The 20,270-nt window shown below is 69.5% G+C and carries 18 protein-coding genes and 1 riboswitch; of the genes, 1 reads left to right on the forward strand and 17 read right to left on the reverse strand.

The window, feature by feature from the left end; translation table 11 throughout:
- Position 1 precedes the first annotated feature (1 nt).
- Positions 2-161: riboswitch (cyclic di-AMP (ydaO/yuaA leader) on the reverse strand.
- Positions 162-473: 312 nt separating this feature from the next.
- Complete coding sequence (locus tag LUX31_RS05290) at positions 474-2,555, reverse strand: alpha-galactosidase (RefSeq protein ID WP_235479799.1); 2,082 nt, start codon at positions 2,553-2,555, stop codon at positions 474-476.
- Positions 2,556-2,724: 169 nt separating this feature from the next.
- On the opposite strand from LUX31_RS05290, the gene LUX31_RS05295 reads away from it, so the two are divergent.
- Positions 2,725-3,522 carry a tyrosine-protein phosphatase gene (locus tag LUX31_RS05295; RefSeq protein ID WP_235473468.1) on the forward strand — a complete coding sequence of 266 codons (798 nt, stop codon included), beginning with the start codon at positions 2,725-2,727 and terminating at the stop codon, positions 3,520-3,522.
- A gap of 18 nt (positions 3,523-3,540) precedes the next feature.
- On the opposite strand, the gene LUX31_RS05300 is transcribed toward LUX31_RS05295, so the two are convergent.
- From LUX31_RS05300 to LUX31_RS05375, 16 genes are all read right to left on the reverse strand, one after another.
- A complete protein-coding gene (locus LUX31_RS05300) occupies positions 3,541-3,663 on the reverse strand; it encodes a DUF6126 family protein (protein WP_235473469.1) in 123 nt (40 codons plus the stop codon).
- The gene (locus tag LUX31_RS05305) at positions 3,660-4,283 is read right to left on the reverse strand and encodes a helix-turn-helix domain-containing protein (protein WP_235473471.1); all 624 of its coding nucleotides are present in this window, start codon (positions 4,281-4,283) and stop codon (positions 3,660-3,662) included. Before LUX31_RS05305 ends, LUX31_RS05300 begins: the two co-directional genes overlap by 4 nt.
- A gap of 69 nt (positions 4,284-4,352) precedes the next feature.
- Positions 4,353-5,762 (reverse strand): aspartate aminotransferase family protein, encoded by a 1,410-nt coding sequence (locus LUX31_RS05310; RefSeq protein ID WP_235473473.1) that lies wholly within the window; start codon positions 5,760-5,762, stop codon positions 4,353-4,355.
- Complete coding sequence (gene dxs, locus LUX31_RS05315; protein ID WP_235473474.1) at positions 5,759-7,684, reverse strand: 1-deoxy-D-xylulose-5-phosphate synthase; 1,926 nt, start codon at positions 7,682-7,684, stop codon at positions 5,759-5,761. Before dxs ends, LUX31_RS05310 begins: the two co-directional genes overlap by 4 nt.
- Positions 7,685-7,729: 45 nt before the next feature.
- Positions 7,730-8,887 (reverse strand): flavodoxin-dependent (E)-4-hydroxy-3-methylbut-2-enyl-diphosphate synthase, encoded by a 1,158-nt coding sequence (gene ispG / locus LUX31_RS05320; RefSeq protein WP_235473476.1) that lies wholly within the window; start codon positions 8,885-8,887, stop codon positions 7,730-7,732.
- A gap of 4 nt (positions 8,888-8,891) precedes the next feature.
- The gene (hpnH, locus tag LUX31_RS05325) at positions 8,892-9,914 is read right to left on the reverse strand and encodes an adenosyl-hopene transferase HpnH (protein ID WP_235473478.1); all 1,023 of its coding nucleotides are present in this window, start codon (positions 9,912-9,914) and stop codon (positions 8,892-8,894) included.
- A gap of 5 nt (positions 9,915-9,919) precedes the next feature.
- Positions 9,920-10,555 carry a phosphorylase family protein gene (locus LUX31_RS05330; protein ID WP_235473480.1) on the reverse strand — a complete coding sequence of 212 codons (636 nt, stop codon included), beginning with the start codon at positions 10,553-10,555 and terminating at the stop codon, positions 9,920-9,922.
- Positions 10,555-12,564: a squalene--hopene cyclase gene (gene shc / locus LUX31_RS05335; protein ID WP_235473482.1), complete on the reverse strand. Its 2,010-nt coding sequence runs from the start codon at positions 12,562-12,564 to the stop codon at positions 10,555-10,557. Before shc ends, LUX31_RS05330 begins: the two co-directional genes overlap by 1 nt.
- 111 nt (positions 12,565-12,675) lie before the next feature.
- Entirely contained in the window at positions 12,676-13,743 is a 1,068-nt protein-coding gene (locus LUX31_RS05340; protein WP_235473483.1) for a polyprenyl synthetase family protein, read from the reverse strand.
- 62 nt (positions 13,744-13,805) lie between these two features.
- Positions 13,806-15,224: a hydroxysqualene dehydroxylase HpnE gene (gene hpnE, locus LUX31_RS05345; RefSeq protein WP_235473485.1), complete on the reverse strand. Its 1,419-nt coding sequence runs from the start codon at positions 15,222-15,224 to the stop codon at positions 13,806-13,808.
- Positions 15,221-15,361 carry a DUF6380 family protein gene (locus tag LUX31_RS05350; protein ID WP_235473486.1) on the reverse strand — a complete coding sequence of 47 codons (141 nt, stop codon included), beginning with the start codon at positions 15,359-15,361 and terminating at the stop codon, positions 15,221-15,223. The genes hpnE and LUX31_RS05350 overlap by 4 nt, the downstream gene beginning before the upstream one ends.
- Positions 15,361-16,311, reverse strand: a complete 951-nt coding sequence (gene hpnD, locus LUX31_RS05355) for a presqualene diphosphate synthase HpnD (RefSeq protein ID WP_235473488.1) — start codon at positions 16,309-16,311, stop codon at positions 15,361-15,363. Before hpnD ends, LUX31_RS05350 begins: the two co-directional genes overlap by 1 nt.
- The gene (gene hpnC, locus LUX31_RS05360) at positions 16,308-17,210 is read right to left on the reverse strand and encodes a squalene synthase HpnC (protein WP_235473490.1); all 903 of its coding nucleotides are present in this window, start codon (positions 17,208-17,210) and stop codon (positions 16,308-16,310) included. Before hpnC ends, hpnD begins: the two co-directional genes overlap by 4 nt.
- Positions 17,211-17,591: 381 nt before the next feature.
- Positions 17,592-18,371 carry an ABC transporter ATP-binding protein gene (locus LUX31_RS05365; RefSeq protein WP_235473492.1) on the reverse strand — a complete coding sequence of 260 codons (780 nt, stop codon included), beginning with the start codon at positions 18,369-18,371 and terminating at the stop codon, positions 17,592-17,594.
- Positions 18,364-19,293 (reverse strand): ABC transporter permease, encoded by a 930-nt coding sequence (locus tag LUX31_RS05370; protein ID WP_235473493.1) that lies wholly within the window; start codon positions 19,291-19,293, stop codon positions 18,364-18,366. The genes LUX31_RS05365 and LUX31_RS05370 overlap by 8 nt, the downstream gene beginning before the upstream one ends.
- Before the next feature lie 99 nt (positions 19,294-19,392).
- Positions 19,393-20,265, reverse strand: coding sequence for a glycosyltransferase family 2 protein (locus tag LUX31_RS05375; RefSeq protein WP_235473495.1), 873 nt, complete (start codon positions 20,263-20,265; stop codon positions 19,393-19,395).
- Between the last annotated feature and the right edge of the window lie 5 nt (positions 20,266-20,270).

The raw sequence follows: 20,270 nt of genomic DNA on the forward strand, positions 1-20,270 counted from the left end.
ACGAATTCCTCTCCGTCGCCTGCGAGGTGAGCTGTCGGGTGCGGACTGGAGATGTCCGGCCACGCCTGAACGTGACTTAACCCCAAGCCTGTTCCAGAGACCGGAACAGGCGTTCTACCTGTGGGTCCCCCGCTCCTGCCGTTGTCGGGTGTTCGATGCGGGCTCCGGGCGGCGGCAGGATTGGGCGTCCGTCCGGATTGGTGGCGAACGTAAGCGACTAAGACGCACGGAAACAAGCTTGAGGTTCCCTGTGTACAGGTTTCCTGTGGTCCTCCCCAGAATTCCCGGTCACTGTCCGTGAATTCCGGATCTTTCCACCTCTCGAACTCCCTGAAAACACGCCGAAATTACGTGAACATGACGGCGACACACGGTCACGAATATGACGCTGCTCACTCGCCCGATTCACAGCAACCTTTATTCCCAGGCGAGTTGGAACGAAGACGCCATAGAGTCCATATAGGGCAGAAGCATCAGATGCGACGCAGCCGGATAACTGCCGCATCGAGGTCACCCTTAAGTCCGGTCCGCAGCCCGTGATGCAACAACACGGCACCTCGGTGGACTTCGCCCGTTTCGCGGCATTCATACGTCGCCGAGGGGTCAAGTCCGCGCAGCCGCAGCGCCGGTACCGGCTCGCCGTGGTGCTGCGCCTGGAGCCAGGCGAGGACGACGGCGTCGTCACCGAGCACGTACTGCACCGCACTCAGTCCGCCGGTCGGCCGCCGCAGCCGGTAGAGGTCTCCGCGCTGCACGACGGGCCGGATCTCCTTGTACAGCCCCACCCACTCCCCCGCCTCGGCCAGTTCCTCCTCTGTCCACGTGGTGAGGTCGCCACCGACGCCGAGCACCCCGGCCATCGCACTGACGAACCTGAACCGCAACGAGCTGACCCTGCCGTTCAGCTGAGTGTTCGGGCTATCGGTGACCCACGCGGCCATGACCCGCGCCGGATGGATCTGGCTGAAGCCCTCCTGGATGGCGAGCCGGTCGAGCGGGTCGGTGTTGTCGGAGGTCCACACCTGGTCCGTACGGGCGAGGACACCGAGGTCGATCCGGCCGCCACCGCCCGAGCAGGACTCGAAGGCGACGTCCGGGTGGGCGGCCCGCAGTCGGTCCAGCAGCGCGTACAGCCCGTGCACGTGGTCGACCCACAGGCGCTGCGGATAGTCCTCGCCGGGCCAGCCGGCGTCGGTGAAGCAGCGATTGAAGTCCCACTTCACATAGTCGATCGGGGCGCTCGAGAGCAGCCCGTCGAGCTGCTCCCAGAGGTACTGCCGGACATCCTCGCGCGCGAGGTTCAGTACGAGCTGATTGCGGGACTCCGTCCGCTTTCGTCCCGGCTGGAACTGCACCCAGTCGGGGTGGGCGCGGTACAGCTCGCTGTCCGGGTTGACCATCTCGGGCTCGACCCAGATGCCGAACCGCATCCCCAGGGCGTGCACATACTCGGCGAGCGGCTTGAGCCCCGCCGGGAAACGGTCCGGGTTGGGCGTCCAGTCGCCGAGGCCGGCCCGATCGCTGGTGCGGGTCCCGAACCAGCCGTCGTCCACGACGAACAGCTCGACGCCGATCGCGGCGGCCCGCCGGGCCAGCGTCCCCTGCTGCTCCTCGGAGATGTCGAACTCCGTGGCCTCCCAGGAGTTGTAGAGCACGGGTCGGTCCCGGTCTGCGTCCGGCACGACGAACGCGCGCTGGTACGCGTGCCACGCCCGGCTCGCCCCACCGTGCCCGGCATCGGTCCACAGCCCCGCGAAGACCGGCGTGACGAAGGACTCCCCGGCCGACAGCCGCAGCAGCCCGGAGTCGTCGTACCCCGCCCCGCCGGTGATCTGCACGCGCGCGTCGGGCAGTTGGGCGACGGCGATCCGCCAGGACCCGGACCAGCCGAGCGCGCACGCGTACACCTCGCCGCGTTCCTCGGTCGCGTCGGTGTCGAGCGCCACCCAGGGCAGATGCTGATGCCCGGTGTGCCCGCGCCGGCTGCCGATGACCTTCTCACCGTAGGTGAGGTCGGTCCTCACGAGCCGGGACTCGGCGGCCCACCGCCCGTGCAGCTGGGAGAGGCGCCAGCCGTCGCGGTCGGGGAGCGTCCAGGTGGCGGAGTCCGCGCGGAGCAGCTCCAGGGGGCCGGTTCCGTCGGGCGCGTCATGGGTGAGGGTCACCCAGCGCTCGACCACGTCGTGGCGCATCCGGTAGTGGAGCGTGATGGCCAGCCCGGTGTCCCGGAACGTCAGCCGGAGTTCGTCCTCCTCGGTCTCGTACGCCTCGAACCGCCACTCGGTACCCCGGCGCTCGTCGGTCCGCACGGACAGGGCGGGCCGTACGAAACGGGGGCCGCCCTCGACCGGGTACTCCTCGCGGCCGTCGAGCGGGGACTCGAAGGGCCAGTAGTCCGGCAGCGGACGGACGGCGAGCGCCTCCGCGTCGGCCAGGGCGATCCGCGGGCCCCAGTGCAGATGCAGCAGCTCGTTGTCCTCGGTGAGATGGACGGCGTAACTGCTCGTGGGCCCCGAGAGAAGCCACGTACGACCGGTTCCGGCGATTTCCAGCATCATGTCCCCACAGATTCGAACAGGCACGCCCAAGTCTCAACATCATCGGCGCCACGGCCGTCGACGGCAACGCCTGTGGAAAACTCCTTGGCCTGTTCACCCATGTCGTATCGTCGAAGCGCGCCCGTCGACGAGCAGCGTCCGCGGGGCGGTGTGGGAGGGAGCCCTCGTGACGCAGCAGGTCCCGTCGACCGAGCCCGAGCTGGGCGGCGTACGAAACTTCCGTGACGTGGGCGGACTGCCGACCGTGGACGGCCGGCGGGTGGCGCCCGGGCGGCTGTTCCGCAGCGGTCATCTCGCCCACGCGACCGACGAGGACGCGGCCTTCCTCGACTCCCTCGGGCTGCACACGATCTTCGACTTCCGCAACGCGGCGGACATCAAACTGGAGGGACAGGACGTCGAGCTGCCGGGTGTGCGCAACGTGAACATCCCGCTGTCCGACCCGGCGCACGGCGCGGAGTTCTGGAAGATGGTCCGGGACGGCGATCTCGACGAACTGCGCAGCCTCCTGGCCGACGGCAAGGGCGAGCAGCGGATGATCAACTCCTACCGCCAGATCATCCGGGACCGCACGGCCGAGCACTCCCGGATGCTGCACGCGCTGGCCGAGGACAGTGTCCCGGCCCTGATGCACTGCGCGGCCGGCAAGGACCGCGCGGGTCTGTCCATCGCGGTGACGCTGCTGGCCGTCGGGGTGGAGCGCGATGCCATCGTGGCCGACTACATGGAGTCGAACGCGCAGCACCGCCGTTACAAGGTGCGCCGCAACGGCTCCGGTGCCCAGGTCTACAGCCCCGAGGTCCTGGAGCTGCTCAACCCGCTCTTCGGCACCCGGCCCGAGTATCTGACGACGGCCATGGAGACGGTCGAGGAGACCTGGGGCAGCGTCGACAGCTATCTGGCACAGGGGCTGGGCGTCTCCCCGGAGACGCGGGAGCGGCTGCGCGAGCGGCTCCTCGACTGAGCCCGCCGCCTGTGCGGGCTACTGCTTCGCGCCCACCTCGAACAGCAGGTAGATGAAGGCGGCGAAGACGTGCCCGACCGCGATGTAGATGATCAGCCGGACCCACAGTGCCCGGGGGAACTTCTCTTCCATGTCCGTCATGGCGTGACTCCAGGGGTCGGGCCGAGGCAGAGCGCGGCGGTGGGGCTCTGCAGCAGGGTGTGGACGAAGAGCAGGTCGGTGCCGTCGCGGCCGTCGGCGGCGAGGCGGTGGGGTGTCAGCGAGTCGAAGTGCGCGCTGTCTCCCGCCGCGAGGATGTGCGCGGTGTCCCCGAGGCGCAGCCGCAGCCGCCCCTTGAGGACGTACAGCCACTCCTCGCCCGGGTGGACGCGCACGATGTCGCCCTGCGCCCCGTACGGCACATGGACGCGCAGCGCCTGCATTCCGCGTCCGGACGCACCGGCCTGCCAGTACGACCAGCCGCCGGCGGCCGTCGGCTCCATGTCGGCGGCGCGCACGACGGCGTCCCGGTCGGCGACCGTCTCACCGAGCAGTTCGGAGACCGTCGTACCGTAGATACGGGCTAGCCCGAGCAGCATCGGCAGGGAAGGCTGGCGCTGCCCGGTCTCCAGGCGGGAGAGGTGTGCGGGCGACAGCCCGGCGGCCCTGGCCGCCGCCTCCAGGGTGAGGGCGGCCCTGCGACGCAGCGCCCGGAGCTGCGGTGCGACGACGGGCAGGTCCTCGACCGGCCCGGACTCCTCGGGAAGGCTCATGCCCTCCATTCAGCCGCAGTTTTGCCTCCGGGGCAAACTTCTTGCCTCAGAGGCAAATACCGCTCTCCTGTTCACAGGCTATCTATTGGCCACCGCCTGCTTGACCAGCGTCTTTCCGAAGTCCCACATCAGGCCGCTCCCACCGTGCGCGTCGTCCATCACGGCGGTGAAGGCGTCCACGAACCGGTCCACCTCCCGTTCGCCGACGACCAGCGGCGGAATCAGCTTGATCACCTCCAGGTGATCGCCGGAGACCTGGGTGAGGATCCGGTGCCGTTGCAACAGCGGTACGACGACCATCTGGGCGAAGAGCCCCTTGCGCGCCGCCTGGAGCATGGTCCAACGGCTGCGCAGCCCCAGCGACTTGGGCTTCCCGAACTCGATGCCGATCATCAGACCCCGGCCGCGTACGTCGGCCAGCAGCTCGTACTTGTCGACCAGCGCGGCCAGCCGGGACCTCAACTGGTCCCCGGTGGCCCGGGCGTTGGCGACGATCTGCTCGTTCTCCATGACCGACAGCACGGCGAGGCCCGCCGCCATGGCCTGGGCGTTGCCCCCGAAGCTGGCCGAGTGCACGAGGACGCGGTCGATCGACGAGTAGACCTTCTTGAAGATCCACTCCTTGCCGAGCGTGGCCCCGACGGGCACATAGCCGCCGGACAGCGCCTTCGCCACGCACACCAGGTCGGGCTCGACCCCCTCCTCGTGCTGGTAGGCGTAGAAGTCGCCGGTCCGCCCGAGCCCGGTCTGCACCTCGTCCGCGATGAGCAGCGCCTTGTGCTTGTGCAGCAACTCCTGGGCTGCGCGCAGATATCCGGGCGGTGCCTCGTGCACGCCCTTGCCCTGGATCGGCTCGACGATCAGGGCGGCCACGTCGCCCTTCTTCAACTCCCGTGCCAGGGCGTCGAGATCACCGAGCGGTACGGCGGTGTCGGGCAGCAGCGGGGCGAAGCCGTCCCGGAAGCCGTCCTCGCCATTGACGGAGAGAGAGCCAGTGGTCAGGCCGTGGAAGGCGTGCGAGCAGTAGAGGACGCGCGGCTTCCCAGTGGCGTACCGGGCGAACTTGAGCGCGGTCTCCACCGCCTCCGTACCGCTGTTGCCGAAGAACACCCGGTCCAGGTGCGGGCTGTGGGTGAGGAGCCGCTCCGCGAGCAGCCCGGGCAGTGGCTGGCAGTCGAAGCGGGTGAGGTCGGCGAGCTGGGCGTCGAGGACGTCGTGCAGCGCCTTGCGGACCACGGGGTGATGGCGGCCGAGGCCCATCACCCCGAACCCGGCGAGCATGTCGAGGTAGTCGTCGCCGTCCGCGTCCCAGAAGTACGCGCCCTCGGCCCGCTCGTAGACCTTGTCGAAGCCGATGGTGTGCAGCATGCGCGGGAGCTGGTGGTTGAGGTGCTTGGCGTGCAGCTCGTAGCGTTCGGCGCCGCGCTCGGCCAGCAGCGCGCCGAGGTCGAACTCCCCCGACGGGGAACCGGGTTCAGCGGTCGTCATTCCTGTTTCTCCTTGGCCTTCCCCTTGGGCGGCTCTTCCTTGGACAGCTCGTTCCTGACGGCCAGCCCGGCGCTGATCCGTCCCGCGATCTCGACGGGCGTGAGGCCGATGTCGGCGAGCACCTCACCGCGCTTGGCGTGCGCGAGGAACTGCTCCGGGATCCCGAACCGCCGTACGGGCACGTCGACATCGGCATCGCCGAGAGCCAGCGCGACCGCCGCTCCGACCCCGGACGCGCGGCTGTTGTCCTCGACGACGGCCACCATGCGGTGTTCGGCGGCGAGGCCCGGCAGCGCGGGGTCGACGGGCTTGACCCAACGCGGGTCCACGACCGTGCAGTTGATGCCCCGCGCCTCCAGCAGCTCGGCGGCCTGCAGACACACCGGCGCCATCACCCCGACGGCCACGAGCAGCACGTCGGGAGCTTCCTCCGACCGGTGCAGCACATGCATCCCGCCCATATGTCCGACCGCCTCGATCGCCGGCCCCACCGATTCCTTGGGGAACCGGATCAGCGTGGGCGCGTCGTCGACGGCCACCGCCTCCCGCAGCTGGGCGCGGAGTTGGTCGGCGTCACGCGGGGCGGCGATGCGGAGTCCGGGCACGACCTGGAGGATGGACAGGTCCCACATCCCGTTGTGTGACGCTCCGTCAACTCCCGTGACGCCGGCGCGGTCCAGCACGAACGTCACCCCGCACCGGTGCAGTGCGATGTCCATCAGCAACTGGTCGAAGGCACGGTTGAGGAAGGTGGCGTACACGGCGACGACGGGATGCAGACCCCCTGTCGCCAGTCCCGCCGCCGACACGGCCGCGTGCTGCTCGGCGATCCCGACGTCCCAGACCCGATCCGGGAACCGCTCGGCGAACTTACCGAGGCCCACGGGATGCAGCATGGCCGCCGTGATCGCGACCACGTCGTCCCGCTCCTCCCCGATCCGCACGATCTCGTCGCCGAACACCGAGGTCCAGGAAGGCCCGTTGGAGGGCGCGAGCGGCTCGCAGGTGAGCGGGTCCATCACCCCGACGGTGTGGAAGTGGTCCTCCTCGTGCGAGCGCGCGGGCTCGTAACCGCGCCCCTTCTCCGTCAGACAGTGGATGAGCACGGGCCCGTGGAACCGCTTGGCGCGCCGCAGCGCGGACTCCACCGCCCCGATGTCGTGCCCGTCGATCGGGCCGACGTACTTCAGCCCCAGATCCTCGAACATGCCCTGCGGCGCGAACGCGTCCTTGAACCCCTTCTTCGCGCCGTGCAGCGACTCGTAGATGGTGTTGCCGATGAGGGGGGTGCGCAGCAGTACGTCCTTGCCCCAGGCCAGCACCTGCTCGTAGCTGTCCGTCGTCCGCAGGGTCGCGAGATGGTTGGCGAGGCCGCCTATGGTCGGCGAGTAGGAGCGTTCGTTGTCGTTGACGACGATGATCAGCGGCCGGTCCTTCGCGGCCGCGATGTTGTTGAGCGCCTCCCAGGCCATCCCGCCGGTGAGCGCGCCGTCGCCGATCACCGCGACGACATGCCCCTTCTCGCCCTGCACCTGGCGGGCCTTGGCGAGCCCGTCGGCCCAGCCGAGCGCGGTGGACGCGTGGCTGTTCTCGATGACGTCGTGCTCGGACTCCTCACGCGAGGGATAGCCGGACAGGCCACCCTTGCCGCGCAGCTTGGAGAAGTCCTGACGTCCCGTCAGAAGTTTGTGTACGTAGCTCTGGTGGCCGGTGTCCCACAGGATGCGGTCGACCGGTGACTCGAAGACCCGGTGGAGCGCGATGGAGAGTTCCACCACCCCCAGATTGGGCCCGAGATGGCCGCCGGTCCTGGCGACCGCGTGCACCAGGAACTCCCGTATCTCGTCGGACAGTTCACCGAGTTCCGCCTCGGACAGCGCCTTCAGGTCGCGTGGTCCCCGGATGTTCTCCAGAATCGTCACGCTCGGGCCCCCTCTTCTTCCGTACTCGTCAGCCCGTGCTGCTGCTCAGCTCACGGAGACCGCCGGCTCCCCCGACGCGACGCCGTCCTGCTCCATCTGTTCGGCGATCTTCATCGCCTCCTCGATCAGGGTCTCCACGATCTTCGACTCGGGCACGGTCTTGATGACCTCGCCCTTCACGAAGATCTGCCCCTTCCCATTGCCGGAGGCGACGCCGAGGTCCGCCTCCCGTGCCTCGCCGGGGCCGTTGACCACACACCCCATGACGGCGACACGCAACGGCACTTCCATGCCCTCCAGGCCCGCTGTAACCTGGTCGGCGAGCTTGTAGACGTCGACCTGGGCCCGCCCGCAGGACGGACACGACACGATCTCAAGGCGTCGTTGCCGCAGGTTCAGCGACTCCAGGATCTGGATGCCGACCTTGACCTCCTCTGCGGGCGGCGCCGACAGCGAGACCCGGATGGTGTCCCCGATGCCCTCGCTGAGCAACGCCCCGAAGGCGACAGCCGACTTGATGGTCCCCTGGAAGGCGGGACCGGCCTCGGTGACGCCCAAGTGCAGCGGGTAGTCGCACTGTTCGGCGAGCTGCCGATAGGCGTTCACCATGATCACCGGGTCGTTGTGCTTGACGGAGATCTTGATGTCCCGGAAGCCGTGCTCCTCGAACAGCGACGCCTCCCACAGCGCCGACTCGACGAGCGCCTCCGGGGTCGCCTTGCCGTACTTCTGGAGCAACCTCCGGTCCAGCGAACCGGCGTTGACCCCGATCCGGATCGGCGTGCCGTGCTCCTTCGCGGCCCGCGCGATCTCCTTTACCTTGTCGTCGAACTGCTTGATGTTGCCGGGATTGACGCGTACGGCCGCGCAACCGGCCTCGATGGCCGCGAACACGTACTTCGGCTGGAAGTGGATGTCGGCGATCACCGGGATCTGCGACTTGCGCGCGATCGTCGCCAGGGCGTCCGCGTCGTCCTGCGTGGGGCAGGCGACCCGGACGATCTGGCAGCCGGACGCGGTGAGTTCGGCGATCTGCTGGAGCGTGGCGCCGATGTCCGACGTACGCGTCGTCGTCATCGACTGCACGGACACCGGGGCCCCGCCCCCGACCGCCACCGGCCCGACCTCGATGCGCCGGGAGACCCGGCGCTCGGCGATCGGACGGACCGGTACCTCGGGGACGCCCAAGGAGATGGCGGTCACGACGTCACTCCCTGTTTCCCGCGACGGTCTCGCGCATGGCTCGCAGCGACTCCTTCAGGGACCCCATGGTGGCCATGACGGCCGTCGGCTCATAGCCGCAGTGCGCCATGCAGTTGGCGCACCGGTCGTCCTTGCCGCGGCCGTAGGAGTCCCAGTCGGTCTTCTCGATGAGGTCCTTGTACGTGGTCACGTACCCGTCGCTCATCAGGTAGCAGGGCTTCTGCCAGCCGAACAGCGAGTAGTTCGGGATCGCCCACGCCGTGCACGGGAAGTCGACCTTGCCCTCCAGGAAGTCCAGGAAGAGCGGGGAGTGGTTGAGCCGCCAGCGTCGCCGGTTGCCGCCGCCGAAAGCTTTCTTGAACAGCTCGCGGGTCTGCTCGACGCCGAGGAAGTGCTCCTGGTCGGGGGCCTTCTCGTAGGCGTAGGCGGGCGAGATCATCATCTCGTCGACCTGGAGGTCGTCGTTGAGGAAGTTGAGCACCTCGATGATGGTCTGCGGGGTGTCGGTGTTGAAGAAGGTCGAGTTGGTGGTGACCCGGAAACCGCGCTTCTTGGCCTCCTTGATGGCGGCCACAGCCTCGTCGAACACCCCCTCCTTCGCGACAGACTGGTCGTGCCGCTCACGCAGGCCGTCGATGTGCACGGCGAACGCGAAGTACGGCGAGGGCGTGAACTTGTCCATCTTCTTGCGCAGCAGCATGGCGTTGGTGCAGAGGAAGACGTACTTCTTCCTCTGCACCAACTGCCGCACGATCTCGTCGATATGAGGGTGCATCAGGGGTTCGCCGCCCGCGATGGACACCATGGGCGCCCCGGACTCCAGCACCGCTCCGACGGCCTGGGCGACCGGCATGCGCTGCTTGAGCACACCCGCCGGGTGCTGGATCTTGCCGCAGCCCTCGCACGCCAGGTTGCAGGCGTAGAGCGGTTCGAGTTCGACGATCAGCGGGAACTTGTCCCGCTTGCGGAGTTTCTGTTCGGCCAAATATGTAGCGATCTTGATGGTCTGGCGGAGCGGCATGGCCATCTGACTCACCTCCTGGGGAGCAGCAAGGAACGGTGCCATTCGACAAATGCTGGAAGGACCGAACGAAGAACGCGGAAAGCCGATATTCCACCGCGTACCGTGCCGATCCGGACGAGTTCATGTTCTGGAGCGTCCACGACCACCCGTACGGCCGCAACCGGGCGCACGCCCGTGCGCCCGGCGCTGTGAAGCGTGGCCGCCGACTCCATGTCGACCGCGATTGCGCCGGTCGCGAGCAGATCCGACCGCTCGTGACCTCGTACGACGTGGTCGGAGCCGGTGAGAGGGCCGGTGTGGACGGTGCGCCCGGGCACGGCACGCACCAGTTCCTTGACGAGAAATTCGACGCCGTCACAGCGGGTGACGCCGCGCGGGTCCCGGGTCTCCTCGGCGACCACCAGGTCACCGGGGTGCATCCCGGGTGCGAGTCCCGCGCAGAAGCCCGTGGCCAGCACGACGGCGTCGCGCATCGCCGGGTCGGCGAGGGCCCGGGTGACGGCCGCCTCGGCCGCCTCGGGCCCCATGCCCGTACGCAGCACGGTGACGGGACCGTCGCCGCGCGTGCCCCGGCGCAGGGCGAGCCGTTCGATGCCGAGCGCGCAGGCGATCAGCAGCGGGGCCGGCTCGGGCTTCCTGTCCATCAGCCCCCCTTGACCTTGCCGAACGACTCGGCGAACGGCTCTCCGTGGACGTACCGGCCGAGCGCGGTGAGCGGGAAGACCTGGCGGTAGAGGTGGTAGTTGATCGAGAAGTCCCAGGGGAAGCCGGTGCCGGTGAAGTACGGCTCGTCCCAGGAGCCGTCCGGCAGCTGGGTCGCGGCGAGCCACTCGACTCCGCGTTCGACGGCCTTGGAGTCCTGCTCCCCGGCGGCCAGCAGGGCGAGCAGCGCCCAGGCCGTCTGGGAGGCGGTGGAGGCGCCCCGGCCGCTCCAGCCCTTGCTGTCCTGGTAGGAGCGCAGGTCCTCGCCCCAGCCGCCGTCGTCGTTCTGGACCTTCTCCAGCCAGTCCACCGCGCGCCGGATCGCCGGATGCGCGGTGGGCAGGCCCGCGGCGGTCAGTGCGGGCACCACCGAGCCGGTGCCGTAGACGTAGTTGACGCCCCAGCGCCCGAACCACGAGCCGTCGGCCTCCTGTTCGGCGAGCAGCCACTCGATGCCGCGCCGGGTGCGCGGATCGTGGGACATGCCCTCGACGGCGAGCATCTCCACGACATGCGCGGTGACGTCGGCGGACGGCGGGTCGATGACCTCGCCGAAGTCGCAGAACGGCAGCTTGTTGGGGAACGGACTGGTGTTGTCGACGTCGAAGGCACCCCAGGCGCCGTTCTTCGACTGCATCCCGAGGTTCCAGCGGACCCCGCGCCCGATGGCCTTCTCGACCCGCTCCGGATCGTGGTGCCGGACCCGACGCAACGCGAGGACGACCTCGGCGGTGTCGTCGATGTCGGGGTAGTTGTCGTTGTGGAACTCGAACGCCCAGCCACCCGGCGGCAGTTCGGGCCGGCGTACGGACCAGTCGCCGGGCCGGACGATCTGCTCGCCCAGCATCCAGTCGGCGGCCTTGACCAGTTGGGGGTGGTCGGCGGGCACACCCGCGTCGGCGAGGGCGATGACCGCGAGGCAGGTGTCCCACACCGGCGACTGACAGGCCTCGATCATCCGGGCCCCGTCCTCGCGCCACACCGTGAAGCGGTCCAGGGACTCCAACCCGGCCCGCATGACGGGGTGTTCGAGGTCGTAGCCGAGCAGGTGCAGGGCGATCACCGAGTAGACGGCGGGCGGCTGGATGCCTCCCCAGCAGCCGTCGTTCTCCTGGCGCTCGATGATCCAGCGGGCGGCGGCGTTCATGGCCGCCTTGCGCAGCCTGCGCAGCGCGACCTTGCGGTAGCCGTGCAGGGCCTTGTCGAGCCGCTGGAAGGCGCCGTCCCAACTCACCAGCGCGGCAAGGGACTTGCCCGGGTTGGGTACCGCGGGGTCGGTGTGCAGCTCGTCGAGCGGAAAGGGCGCCGGACGGACCGGGCGCTTGGCGCTGACGATGGTGAGCGGCACGATGGTCTGCCGGGCCCAGCAGCCGAAGTCGTAGATGTTGAGCGGCATCCACTTCGGGAAGTAGATGAGTTCCGGCGGGAGTTCGGGTAGGTCGTCCCACTTCCACCAGCCGAACAGCGCCAGCCAGATCCGGGTGAAGACCCGGGCGGCGGCGATGCCTCCCCGGTCCCGGATCCAGGCGGACGCCTTCGCCATGTGCGGCGCGTCCGGGGCGTCCCCGGCCAGCCGCAGGGCGACGTACGCCTCGATGGTGGCGGAGAGTTCGGCGGGTCCGCCGTAGAAGGTGGCCCAGGTGCCGTCGTCGCACTGCTCGCCGCGGATGAACAACGCGGCTGCCTGGGTGGTCTGTTCGTCGCGGATGCCCAGGAACTGACGGAGCAGCAGGTCCTCGGCGTCCATCGTGACGTTGGTCTCGAGGTCGCCCTTCCACCAGCCCTGGGCGTCCTGACGCGCGAGCAGATGTTCGGTGGCGCGCCTGACGGCACGTGCGGCGGCATCATGAACCCCTGCCGCCACTGGGGCGTTGGTGTCGGTGTCGGTTTCGCTGGCCGAGGCAGCGCGGGGCGGCAGTGCCCCGGTGCTTCCGTCGGTCGTCGCTGTCATGGCTTCCCCTTCGTGCAGTGGATGTCTCTGCTGTGGGTCCGCCGTCGGCCGGTGCGCCGCTGAAGGCGGCGCCGGCCGGCGACTACGCGAGGCTTATTCGACCGATAGTGATCATCTCTTTCGTACGACGACGAAGTCGGCGAGCGCCGTGAACTGCGCACGCACCCGGTCGGGCATGTCGATGGCGTTCAGTGCGTCGACGGCGATGGTGTGCTGCCGGCGCGCCTCCTCGGCGGTCCACTCCCGGCCGCCCGCCTGTTCGATCAGGGCGGCGCGGACGGCGAACTCCTCCTCGGAGAAGTTCTCGAAGTCGCTGCTCTTCGCGTCGGCGGCGAGGAGTTCGCCGAGTTGCTCGGCGGCCGGGCCGCTCGCCGCGAGGGCGGCGACGACGGGCAGGGACTTCTTGCGCTGGCGCAGGTCGCTCCAGGTCCGCTTGCCGGTGGCCTCCGGGTCGCCCCAGATGCCGAGGAGGTCGTCGACGGCCTGGAAGGCCAGGCCGAGGTGGTAGCCGTACTTCTCCAGGGTGTCGGCGGTGCGGTCGTCCGCGCCACCGAGGACCGCGCCGATGGAGCTGGCGCAGGCGAGCAGGGCGCCGGTCTTGTTGCCCTCCATCTCCAGGCACTCCTCGACACTGACGCGGTCGCGGTGCTCGTAGGAGATGTCCTGCGCCTGGCCGTCGATGAGGGCGCGGGTCGCGGTGGTGAGGCGACGGGTGGCGCGGCCTGCCTCAACTGTGCCGAGTTCCAGGAGGATCTCGTTGGCCAGCGCGAACAGGGCGTCGCCGACGAGGATCGCCTGGGCGGGGCCGTGCACCTTCCAGACCGTGTCGCGGTGGCGGCGCTGTTCGTCGCCGTCCATCAGGTCGTCGTGCAGCAGCGAGAAGTTGTGCACCAGCTCGACGGCGACCGCGCCGGGGATGCCGACCTCGGGTGCGGCGCCGGTGACCTCGGCGGACAGGACGGCGAGCGCGGGGCGTACGGCCTTGCCGCCGTCGCCGGCCGCGGGCCTGCCCTGGGCGTCGATCCAGCCGAAGTGGTAGGCGGAGACGGTGTCCATGGGAGCCGCGAGACGGTCGATCGCCGTCCGCAGCACCGGAGTGGCCAGGGTCCGGCCGCGCTCCAGGAGCGCGGTCACGTCCACTACGTCGGCAGCCTTCGGGGCCGGGGGCACAGTGGGCACAGTCTCTCCTCTAGATGCGGTGCTGGGGGTGCGGAGCCCCGTCGCCTGCGGATGATCGAGCATCACGCTGCCTCCTCGACGTCGAAGAGGTGGTGGCGGGGCCGGCCCAGGGCGCCCAGCGCGGCGCCGGCCGCACTGACGCCGCTGCGGACCGCACTCTCCATGGTCGCGGGCCACCCCGTGGCGGTCCACGAACCGGCCAGGTACAGGCCGGGGGCTTTGGTGCGGGCGCCGGGCCGCAGCCGTCCGACGCCGGGGGTGGGGGCGAACGTCGCTGTCCGCTCCCGGGTGACGAAGAAGTCCCGAACTTCGGCGCCCCGCGCGCGGGGCAACAGCCGTTCCAGCTCCGGCAGATACCGCTCGCGCAGCGCAGCCACGGGTTCGTCGATCTCGTCGTGCGCGGCCGACTGCGACAGCGCCAGGTACTGGCCGTCGCCGCCGAGCCCGGACGCCTCGGTCCGGTCGAACACCCACTGCACCGGGCTGCCGAGCGCCGCGAGGAACGGCGTGCTCAGCACCTTCCGGTCGTACACCACATGCACGTTGAGGATCGGCGCGGTGCCGATCTCCAGCAGCCGCTCGGGAGCGTCGAGCGCACCCTGGGGCAGCAGATCGTGCGCCTCCTGCTGAGCCACGGCGAGCACGACGACATCCGCGTCGAGCGTCTCGCCGGGAACCTCAACGGTCCAACGGCCGTTCTCGTTGTGTTGGATGGAGGTGACGCGTGTACGGACTTCGGTACGCACGCCCGCGGAGTCGAGCGCCTTGCGGGCCAGAGTGTCGTGCAGTTCGCCCAGCGGGACGCGCGCCCAGCCGATGTCGGCCGCGCCCGGGTCGGACAGCAGACCGGTCTTGAACACCATCGCGGCGAGCCCGAGGGACGAGTCCCCGGCCACCGCGTTGAGGGTGGCGACCCCCACCAGGTCCCACAGTGCCTCGACGGCACGCGGCGACTGACCGTGCGCGGCCAGCCAGCTGCCGAAGTCCTGTGCGTCCAGCGCCGGATCCGCGAGGTCCAGCGCCTTGAGCGCGAGTGCGGCACGCCCTACTCTGGCGCGCTCCGCGAGCGAGAGGTGCGGATACGTGGCCAGGCTGCGCCCGAGATGCAGAGGTACGGGCAGCGGATCGCGCCGAAGTCTGCCCAGGCGCCGACCGGCGGGTTTCGCCACGTCGACGACCGGCACGTCGAGACGTGCCTGCACCGGGGCGAGTTCGGCTGCGTCGATGCGGTCGAGGAACCAGCGGTAGGCGGTGCAGCAACGCAGGTACACATGCTGGCCGTTGTCGACGGTGAGTCCGTCGCGCTGGAAGGAGAAGGCGAGCCCGCCGAGCCGCGGCCGGCCTTCGAGCAGTGTGACGCGGACCCCGGCGTCGGCCAGGGACAGTGCCGTGGTGATGCCCGCCAGTCCGCCGCCGACCACCACGGCGCTCTTCTCGCCGTGGTGGCCCGGACGTTCTCCGGGCTGCGTACCGTCGCTCATCGCGCACTCCCCCCTGTGCGCCCGCCGCGCCGGATGAACGCCGCACGGCAGGCCGTTGAAGTCAGGGACGCCGTCCCCGACCGGAGGGTTGCGCGCCGTTTCGCCTCGGTCACATCACCTTGGGCCGAATTGTCCATCAGGCCCGCCTCCTGACGGTCCACCGGGAGACATGCCTGGCGTCCAGACCGGACAGGCCGCGCACCGCGACGTACGCCTTCTCGCGTCCGGGCAGCGAGACCCGGCCGCGCAGCACCGCCTCCGGCTCGCGCTCGATGCGGTCGAGGAGCCGTCGGTAGATGCCGGCCATGGCGGCGACACAGGCGCCGCTGCGTCGGTCGAGCATGGGCAGCAGCCGGTAGCCCTCGGCGAACAGGGCGCGGGCGCGCCGTACTTCGAAGTGGACGAGGCCCGCGAAGTCGGAGCCCTCCGGCGGGTTCGGCCCGCTGAACCCGGCCGAGCAGCCGAACTTGGCGAGGTCGTCGGAAGGCAGATAGGTCCGCCCGCCCTCGGCGTCCTCGCGGACGTCCCGCAGGATGTTGGTGAGCTGGAGCGCGAGCCCCAGCGTGTCGGCGTACTCCGAGGCGCGTTCCGCTCCCCGCGCGCCCCTCTCCGTGCCGAACACACCCAGGGACAGCCGCCCGATGGCCCCGGCCACACAGCGGCAGTAGACCTTCAGGTCGTCCCACGTCTCGTAGGTCTCACCGCGTACGTCCATCACGACGCCGTCGATGAGTTCGTCGAGGCCGCCGAGCGGGATCGGGAAGTGCGTCCCCGCGTGACTGAGGGCGACCGCGACGGGATCGGTGTCGTCCTCTTCGACCGCGCCCTCGCGCACCCGGGTGAGCAGTGCTCTGGTGTCCTCCAGCCGTGCCGCCTTGACCTCGGGGGCCAGTGTGCCGTCACCGATGTCGTCGACGCGCCGCGAGAACGCGTACAGGGCGGACATGGCGCGCCGCTTCGGCGTCGGCAGCAGTCTGATGCCGTACGCGAAGTTGCGGGCCTGCTGCCCGGTGACGGACTCGCAGTAGGTGTAAGCGGCGAGTACCGGTGCGGACACGTGTGGTTCCGACTCCACGGTCCGGATCACCCCTCTCCTCGCAGGGTTGTGCCCACCTGGCGCAGCAACTGGATCCTGCCGGGCTTGGGCGGGCCGGGAAGTACGTCGTATTCGGCGGCGGCGATCGCTTGGATTGCCGCCTTTCCCCCCGCCACGAAACCCGCGAGCAGCAGCTTCAGCCTGCCGTGGACGCTACCCACTAGGGGGGTGCCTTCATTCAGCAGGTCACGGGCGCGTTCCGCTTCGTATGCGATCAGTGCGCGCACCGACGCTCCTGCGGTGGGGACGGCGAGATCCGCCTCCTGGACGTGAAAGCGCTTCATGTCCTGGGCGGGCAGATAGATCCGGTCGCGGCCGAGGTCCTCGGCGACGTCCTGGAGGTGTTCGACGATCTGGAGGGCCGTGCACACGGCGTCGGAACGGCGGATCCGCTCGGGCGTCGCGGTGCCGGTGACGGCGAGGACGAGGCGGCCGACGGGGTTGGCGGACAGCTCGCAGTAGGCGAGGAGGTCGTCGTACGTCTCGTACCGCTTGACCAGCTGGTCCTGGCGGTTGGCGGCGATCAGGCCGAGGAACGGCTCGGGGGTGAGGGCGCGGCGGCGCACCGTCGGCTGGAGCCGGCGCAGGAGGGGGTGGTGCGGGGTGCCGTCGAAGACTCTGCGCAGGTCGGTCTCGAAGGCGTCGAGGAGGGCGAGCCGGTCGTCGGCCGCTTCGGGGGCGACGCCGAGCAGCCGGGCGTCGGCGCCGCCGGGGGCCAGGTCGCCGTCGCCGATGTCGTCGACGAGGCGGGCGAAGCCGTAGACGGCCATGAGGTCGGTGCGCCAGGCCTTGGGCAAAAAGAAGGGTGCCACGGGGAAGTTCTCGTCCGCGGCCTTGTCGAGCGTGCCGCGCTCCGTGTCACCGGCACGCGCATGGCCGGTTGCCGTCACCGTTCACTGCCCGGGGCGGGGACGGCACACGCTGTGGGGAGCTGGGGAGTTTCCGTAGCCATCGCCGTCACATCTCCCGTTCTACACTGCTGACCCAATGGGCACTATTTCGGACACGCCGCCCAGCCGTCCGCGCGGCGGTCCGATGCCGGGTGTCGCGCGGTATCGCCCTACTTGCCGCGATTCAGCACTGGTACAGCTTACGTTGTACAACGCGGCATGGTCCGTCGGGGTGTCCTGCGCATCACAAGAACGAACCGATTGGCGTCAAGATTCCTGGGGCGGGCCGGAGTTGACGTTTCCTTTGCAGACGCAGGGCCCCGCCGGAACAGTTCCGGCGGGGCCCCGATTCGCCCGGCTGATCACCGCTGGGCTTCCCGACTACTTGCCGGTGAACTTCTCGTACTCCTTGAGCACCTCGTTCGTCGGCCCGTCCATGCGCAGTTCGCCGCGTTCGAGCCACAGGACGCGGTCGCAGGTGTCGCGGATGGACTTGTTGTTGTGGCTGACGAGGAACACCGTGCCCGCGTGCTTGCGCAGCTCGCGGATGCGTTCCTCGGAGCGCTTCTGGAAGGAGCGGTCGCCGGTCGCCAGTGCCTCGTCGATCATCAGTACGTCGTGGTCCTTGGCGGCGGCGATGGAGAACCGCAGCCGCGCCGCCATGCCGGAGGAGTAGGTGCGCATCGGCAGGGTGATGAAGTCGCCCTTCTCGTTGATGCCCGAGAAGTCGACGATCTGCTGGTAGCGCTCCTTGATCTCCTCGCGGGACATACCCATCGCGAGGCCGCCCAATATGACGTTCCGTTCGCCCGTGAGGTCGTTCATCAGAGCGGCGTTGACGCCGAGGAGGGAGGGCTGCCCGTCCGTGTACACGTGCCCCTTCTCGGCGGGGAGCAGCCCGGCGATGGCACGCAGCAGGGTCGACTTGCCGGAGCCGTTGGAGCCGATCAGGCCGACGGCCTCACCGCGGTAGGCGGTGAAGGAGACGCCCCGTACGGCGTGCACCTTGCGTACGCCGGGTGACTCGCCGCGCTTGACGATGCGGCTGAGGGCGGAGGTGGCGCTGCCCTTGCCGGTCTTGGCGCCGTTGACGCGGTAGACGATGTGGAGTTCGTCCGCGATGACAGTGGGGATCTTGTCCCCGGGAATCGGGTCAGCCACGGCCGTACCTCTCCTCCGCCTTCCAGAAGTACACGAAGCCGCCGACGGCGAGGAGCGCGGCCCAGCCGCCCGCGACCGCCCAGACGTGCGGCGGCAGGTTCTCCGAGCCGTAGCCGTCGATGAGCGCGAAGCGCATCAGGTCCATGTAGATGGCGGCGGGGTTCCACTGGAGGACGTCGGCGAGCCACTGGGGCTTGTCGGCGAGCATGACCGGGATGGAGAACATCACGCCGGACGCGTACATCCACGTACGCATCACGAACGGCATCAGCTGGGCGAGGTCCGGGGTGGACGCGCCCCACCGGGCCATGATCAGCGCGAGGCCGGTGTTGAAGAGGAACTGGAGGACCAGCGCCGGGACGATCAGCAGCCAGGACGCCTTGGGGTAGCTGCCGAAGCCGACCGCCACCACGAACAGCACGATCATCGAGAAGAGCAGCTGCTGGAGCTGCTGCAGCGCGAAGGAGACCGGCAGGGCGGCGCGCGGGAAGTGCAGGGCGCGCACCAGGCCCAGGTTGCCGGAGATCGCGCGGACGCCCGCCATCACCGAGCTCTGCGTGAAGGTGAACACGAAGACGCCCGTGACGAGGAACGGGATGTACACCTCGCGGGGCATGCCTCGGTCGGCTTCGAGGATCACGCCGAAGATGAAGAAGTACACGGCCGCGTTCAGCAGCGGTGTGGCCACCTGCCACAGCTGGCCGAGCTTGGCCTGGCTGTACTGGGCGGTCAGTTTCGCCTGCGAGAAGGCGAGGATGAAGTGACGCCGTCCCCACAACTGGCGGACGTACTCGACGAGTCGGGGACGGGCGCCGCTCACGGCGAGCCCGTACTTCGCGGCGAGTCCGGCCGCGGAGAGGCCGTCGTCGGGTGACGGTCGGTCGCTCACCGCGACACCGCCGTCATGCGTTGTCTCACTCACAAATGGAAACTTTCGTCTTCAATATGCGCAGCTGAACGGGGCAGAGCGCGGGCCGTGACCGGGATCCGGTCGGCTCGCGGGGCTCTCAGGGAGAGCTTGTCAGATCACCGGTGGGCGGCCCAGTCGGGTCAGCCGCCACACCGTACGCCACCGGATGGGCCGGCGGGGTCCGCACGGGGTGGTCAGGCCCTCCTTGAACCCGCCCCACCAGGCTCTGAGCGCCGGGCGGGAGGGCCTTCGGAGGAGTGTGAGGAGCAGCCAGTCCCCCAGGTACACGGGTACGAGGGGGGCGGGAAGGTTGCGGCGGGCCAGCCAGACCCGGTTGCGGGCGACCATGCGGTGGTAGACCGCGTGCCGGGAGGGCGCGGTCGTGGGGTGGTAGAGCAGCATGTCGGCCCGGTAGTCGATCATCCAGCCCGCGTCGAGGGCCCGCCAGGCCAGGTCGGTCTCCTCGTGGGCGTAGAAGAACTCCTCGGGGAGGATGCCCACTTCGGCGAAGACCTTGGTGCGGACGGCGTTGGCGCCGCCCAGGAAACTGGTGACGCGGGAGCTGCGCATCGGGTCCGTGGTGCCCGGGCGGGGCACATGGCGGCGCTGGGTGATGCCGGTGTCGGGGTCGGCGATGCGGAAGCTGATGATGCCGAGTTCCGGGTCGTCGGTGAAGGCACGGCGACACAGTTCGGCGGTGTCCTGGTGGCCGAGGAGGCCGTCGTCGTCCAGGAACATCAGGATGTCGACGTCGCCGCCGGCCGGGCCGAACGCCTCGATTCCGACGTTGCGTCCGCCGGGGATGCCGAGGTTCTCGGGCAGTTCGATGCTCCGTACGCCCTCGGGGAGGTCGGGGACGGGCGAGCCGTTGCCGACCACGACGACCTCGACCGGGTCGCCCTCCTGTTTGGCGATCGAGTCGACGAGGGCGCGCAGTTCGTCGGGGCGGTTGCCCATGGTGATGATCACCGCGCCGACTCTCATGGCGC

It is taken from the genome of Streptomyces sp. GQFP, from assembly GCF_021545335.1.
Classification (GTDB): domain Bacteria; phylum Actinomycetota; class Actinomycetes; order Streptomycetales; family Streptomycetaceae; genus Streptomyces.

What these genes read in the sequence shown, in the direction of transcription:
- LUX31_RS05330 (WP_235473480.1), bottom strand. Translation starts at nt 10,555, where the DNA reads ATGGACAGGAAGCCCGAGCCGGCCCCGCTGCTGATCGCCTGCGCGCTC.
- LUX31_RS05300 (WP_235473469.1), bottom strand. Translation starts at nt 3,663, where the DNA reads ATGACGGACATGGAAGAGAAGTTCCCCCGGGCACTGTGGGTCCGGCTG.
- LUX31_RS05290 (WP_235479799.1), bottom strand. Translation starts at nt 2,555, where the DNA reads ATGCTGGAAATCGCCGGAACCGGTCGTACGTGGCTTCTCTCGGGGCCC.
- LUX31_RS05350 (WP_235473486.1), bottom strand. Translation starts at nt 15,361, where the DNA reads ATGGACAATTCGGCCCAAGGTGATGTGACCGAGGCGAAACGGCGCGCA.
- LUX31_RS05305 (WP_235473471.1), bottom strand. Translation starts at nt 4,283, where the DNA reads ATGGAGGGCATGAGCCTTCCCGAGGAGTCCGGGCCGGTCGAGGACCTG.
- shc (WP_235473482.1), bottom strand. Translation starts at nt 12,564, where the DNA reads ATGACAGCGACGACCGACGGAAGCACCGGGGCACTGCCGCCCCGCGCT.
- hpnH (WP_235473478.1), bottom strand. Translation starts at nt 9,914, where the DNA reads ATGGCCATGCCGCTCCGCCAGACCATCAAGATCGCTACATATTTGGCC.
- hpnE (WP_235473485.1), bottom strand. Translation starts at nt 15,224, where the DNA reads ATGAGCGACGGTACGCAGCCCGGAGAACGTCCGGGCCACCACGGCGAG.
- LUX31_RS05310 (WP_235473473.1), bottom strand. Translation starts at nt 5,762, where the DNA reads ATGACGACCGCTGAACCCGGTTCCCCGTCGGGGGAGTTCGACCTCGGC.
- LUX31_RS05375 (WP_235473495.1), bottom strand. Translation starts at nt 20,265, where the DNA reads ATGAGAGTCGGCGCGGTGATCATCACCATGGGCAACCGCCCCGACGAA.